Annotated in this window: 3 protein-coding genes and 1 pseudogene; 1 reads left to right on the plus strand and 3 read right to left on the minus strand. The window is 46.5% G+C overall.

Annotation, left to right across the window (positions count from 1 at the left end; all coding sequences use genetic code 11):
• The 3 genes from CS022_RS24200 to cysS all read right to left on the minus strand — a co-directional run.
• The coding region (locus CS022_RS24200) for a diaminobutyrate--2-oxoglutarate transaminase family protein (protein WP_408057300.1) at positions 1-1210 on the minus strand (1210 nt) is incomplete at its 3' end.
• Between the two features lie 602 nt (positions 1211-1812).
• Positions 1813-2373 (minus strand): glutathione peroxidase, encoded by a 561-nt coding sequence (locus CS022_RS24205; RefSeq protein WP_129124421.1) that lies wholly within the window; start codon positions 2371-2373, stop codon positions 1813-1815.
• 146 nt (positions 2374-2519) lie between these two features.
• Positions 2520-3893 (minus strand): cysteine--tRNA ligase, encoded by a 1374-nt coding sequence (gene cysS, locus CS022_RS24210; RefSeq protein WP_129124422.1) that lies wholly within the window; start codon positions 3891-3893, stop codon positions 2520-2522.
• Positions 3894-4436: 543 nt separating this feature from the next.
• On the opposite strand from cysS, the pseudogene CS022_RS24215 reads away from it, so the two are divergent.
• Positions 4437-4889 (plus strand): annotated as a pseudogene (locus CS022_RS24215) (penicillin-binding protein 2); the annotation flags it as partial.

Here is a 4889-nt window from a genome sequence, read left to right on the forward strand (position 1 = left end):
TATTTTTACTGCCGTCAGCTTTCACAATCTCGAGACCCAGCATCAGGCCTTTACCACGAACTTCCGCAATGCAGGATGTTTCGTCTGCGATCACCTGCAAGCCGCGACGAAGATACGCACCTGCCTCTTTTGCATGTGCGGCAAGCTGGTCACGCTCAATGATCTCAAGTGCCTTCGCACCACTGACCATCGCAAGCTGATTACCACGGAAAGTGCCAGTGTGCTCACCTGGCTTCCATGTATCGATGGATTTATCGAAGACCAGAACAGACATTGGCAAGCCGCCACCGACAGCTTTAGACAGACACAGAATATCTGGCGTAATTCCAGAATCTTCGAAGGCAAAGTTCGCACCTGTTTTACCGATACCACACTGAATCTCATCAAAGATCAGCAGAATGCCGTGCTCTTGGGTTATGCGTCTCAGCTCTCTCAGCCAGAAAGCAGGCGCAGGAATCACGCCACCTTCACCCTGAACAGGTTCAACAATAATGGCTGCAGGCTTTTTCACGCCGCTTTCATCGTCGCAAAGCATGCGTTCGATGTAACGAAGCCCCTGACGTGCGCCCTGCTCGCCATGAAGACCAAACGGACAACGCAGGCTGTAAGGAAATGGCAGGAAGTGAACATCTGCCATCAAGCCTTCTCGACGCTCTTTTGTGCCAAGGTTACCCATTAGCGCCATGGTGCCATTTGTCATACCGTGGTATGCACCATGAAACGCCACCATGGTATTGCGACCAGTCGTTTGTTTTGCAAGTTTAATAGCCGCCTCAACCGCATCAGCGCCAGACGGGCCACAGAATTGAATACGGGCATTCTCAGCAAATTCAGCAGGTAAAAAGCCCATCAATGATTTGATGAATGTGTCTTTGGCGGGCGTGGTGATATCAAGCGTTTGATAGGGCAGACCCGAATTGAGCTGAGAAATTAAAGCCTGATTGATTTCTGGGTGGTTGTAGCCCAACGCCAATGTGCCGGCACCTGCCAGACAGTCAAGATACGTCTGGCCACGGCTGTCCTGAACGCGAGCGCCCATGGCACGCTGAATAGCGAGGGGCAGTCGTCTGGGGTATGACCTAACTTCAGACTCATAATGCTCTTGGCTCAGCAAGAGTTCGTCTGGTGTTAAATCATAAAGTTCTGCACCTGTTTCTGGCAGTGTGAGGGACGCCTGAGCTACAGGTAATTCAAACAGGTTATCGATCATCGTCGTCATCCATGTAACGAGGTCAGCAATGTCTTTTCAATCGGCTAAGAGTGAGAAAAGGCACGAGTTAGAAAGCATTGCCGACCGGTATTAAAACTGAACTGCGAAAGTGCAACATCGGCAAAAAGGCCTGGCGTTACGCGATTCGCGACAAAAACAGCCACCTTGAAAATGGAAACGGGCGATCGACGAAGCGATGGCGTTTACCGAAGGCGGAAAAACAATACCGGGTTAGATGGTCGGAACGATCAAGGCTCAGTAATAATACTGCAGTTGGGTAAGACGATAGTTTGGAGAAGATGTGATTCTTTCACTGTTGGGTTCCTCAATATGCGCCTGAGTTTTCGTCCTTACAGGTCGCACTATTAATGCCCTTCTACTGATGACGAATTTCACCAGTACCTACGGGCACAACAAGCGCAAAGCCTCCCTTTGTCTTGCTGTGCATGTGCTCCGAATATGAAGCTCTCGGAATTGGGCGGAAAGTTATCACAGTGTGAAAATAAATGACAAGTTAAATTTTTCTCTTTGTTATCACATTGGTCAACCGATTCCAGATTTTTGTTTTTCAACAAAGAAGACGCAGATTGAGAAAAACAAACTTACAGTGCCGCTTCTACAACCTTCTGAAAAGTTGCCGACATTGGTTCCGAATTACTGGGAAAAACACCAATAACTTTGCCATCACGATCCAGCAAGTATTTGTAAAAGTTCCACTTTGGCTCCACACCAGACGTGTCAGCAAGTTGTCTAAAAATGCCTTCAGAATCAGCGCCACGTACCTTGGTTTTCTCCATCATCGGGAATGTCACGCCGTAATTGATGTAGCAAACTTTGGCCGTTTCAGCTTCTGAGCCTCTGTCCTGATAAAAGTCATTACTGGGAAAGCCGACAACAGTAAACCCTCTGTCTTTGTAGGTCTGATAAAGAGATTCAAGCTGCTTAAATTGCGGCGTATAACCGCACTGACTGGCCGTATTCACAACCAGAACTACCTGACCTTTCAACGTTTCACATAGATTGACGTCTTCAGAGGAGTTTAGCTTTTTATAGCTGTGTTCGAGCAACGGCGGGCAAGACTCAGAGGCCTTTGTAGAGGGTGAAAGCGCAACGAGCAGTAATGGAACAAGCACTAGGAAAAATGTAGCTATTCTTTTCTTCATCTTGGTCACCCTCAGGTCGGCAAATTGTATATCACAAGATTAATAGGGCTGAACGGCGGCCACCGATCAGTCCTGCTCAACTGAATTATCGAAATTTGTGTCACGACCCTATGTAGAATCCCAGACTGGCAGTTACGTAAAAACAATCACCTCATCGTCACTGAAATTTCCCCATTTGGCCCGTCACTGATTTTATAACCGAGTGAAAGCACCTTATCCCTTATAGCATCAGCCTCAGAGAACTTTCTAGCAACTTTAAGCGACTGGCGCTCAACCGCGAGCTGATAGATTTCGTCCGGGATTAATGCTTGCTCTGGCTGATCCAGTTCAAGACCAAAGATTTGATCAAAAAACATCAGTGTCGACCGTTTATCTGCATTGCTAAGATCACTATCAAGCACTTCAGAGACCAGAGAAAGCGCACGAGGCATATTCAAATCATCATTGATAAATACCATGAAACGCTCCGTAAAACGGGGATCAGCAGTACCGCCCTCAGGTAAATCTGCCATTTTTAACTTTAACCTTCGAACCGCTTTTTGCGCTGCAGTCAGGCTGTCCCAAGTGAAGCTTAAATGACTTCGATAATGCCCGGTCAATACGAGATAGCGATATGCCATAGGGTCATACCCCTTATCCAACAGCGTCTGTAAACGCAAGGAGGTGCCTGACTTAGAGATCTTTTCTTTGTTGAGGTTAAGAAAGAAACCGTGCAGCCAGTAGTTGGCCTGAATATGACCGTTTTTTGCCTCACACTGGGCTATCTCATTGGTATGGTGAACAGGGATATGGTCCTCGCCACCCACATGAATATCGAAACGCTCACCAAGGTATTTTTCTGCCATCGCCGAGCACTCAATATGCCAGCCGGGGAAGCCAATTCCCCATGGACTTGGCCACTCCATCTGACGCTGGCGATCGCCACTGAATTTCCAAAGGGCAAAGTCAGTGACATTTTTCTTACCAGCCATATCGACACGTTTACCCGCCGTCAGTCCTTCACGGTCCAACTTCGCGAGCTTGCCGTAATCAGCGAGCTTACTGCTGTCAAAGTACACACCGTCTTCCGTCCTGTAAGTAAAGTCACTATGCTCAAGAGCCGAGATGAAATCAATCTGTTCTTGAATGTGCTCTGTCGCCCGGCATATCACTGATGGGCGGTGAATATTAAGCCGCGCCATATCGTCAAAAAATGCCTTTTCAAACTCTTTGGCAATTTCCCAAGCTGTTTTTTTCTGCTTCCTCGCCCCCTTTTCCATTTTGTCTTCGCCAGTGTCACCATCAGACACAAGATGACCTACATCAGTGATGTTCATCACGTGATTCACCTCATAACCATTGAGCCTCAATGTTCTGTTGAGCACATCAACGAAAAGATACGTTCTCAAGTTTCCGACATGCGCATAGTCATAAACCGTAGGACCACAAACATACATACCGACAGCGTTAGGTTTGAGAGGGTGAAACGCTTCCGATGCTCGGGAAAGTGTATTGAAAAATGTCAGTGTTTTTTCAGTCATAGTCTGTCCTGCGAATACAAAAAAGGCCGTTGATGAAGTCATCGACGGCCTGATATCAGAGTGAGTTTTTATGCTTATTTGCGGTGCACAAAGACATGGCCGTAAACCAAAGATTTACAGCAACAACAGCAGAAGTGAGAGACAGCAAATAGAATTTTCATCACTCGACCATAAATGAAAAACTGTTCGCAATGCAACGGGAAACGGTCACAAAAGTCGTTGTGACATAAAAAGATTGTGAGTTTACTCGTAAGCCGCATTCGGGCTTTGCCTGTTGGGATGCCTTTAGCATGAATCTAATTTACGGTACACTTCGTTATCGTTTGTTCTGTCAATGAGACAGTAAAGTAAGACAATAACAATAAAAATTATTATAAACAGCATGTTAATCCCAAATTTGTTTCAGTTATATCATTTGTCCTTTCTCGTTACTGCCTTGGAAAAAGACCTCGCGGAATTAGTAAAGACATCGCAGCCTCTTCAATGCGGTGAACTAACGCGTCACAAAATAGAAAAATCGGCTTGTAAGCCAGTGAGAATGCAATGTTAACTGACCGCACAAAAGTTCGAGACTATGTAGAAGAGGCTAACCTCTTTGGCCGTCGTGCGTTGGTTGCTTTTATGGTAACGATTGGACTGGTCGGCGTACTAATTGCCAACCTCTACCATCTTCAGGTTTCTGAATTTCAGGACTACCAAACCCGCTCTAACGACAACCGGATCAAAATTTTACCCATCGCGCCAAACCGTGGCAGAATCTATGACCGCAATGGTGTTTTACTGGCAGAAAACCGCGCTGTCACCAGCCTGCAGCTCATTCCGCGAGAAGTAAAAAATATCGACGAAACGCTCGAACGCTTACAAAGCGTTGTCGCTATTACCCCGGCTGAAATTCAACGCTTTAGAAAAAAGCTCCGCCAGACGGCAAGGTTCAAACCCGTCATCATCAAAGATCAGCTGAATGAAAAAGAAATCGCCCGATTCTCTGCCAATCAA

The sequence above is a fragment of the Veronia nyctiphanis genome, assembly GCF_004116385.1.
In the GTDB taxonomy this organism is placed as follows: Bacteria; Pseudomonadota; Gammaproteobacteria; order Enterobacterales; family Vibrionaceae; genus Veronia; species Veronia nyctiphanis.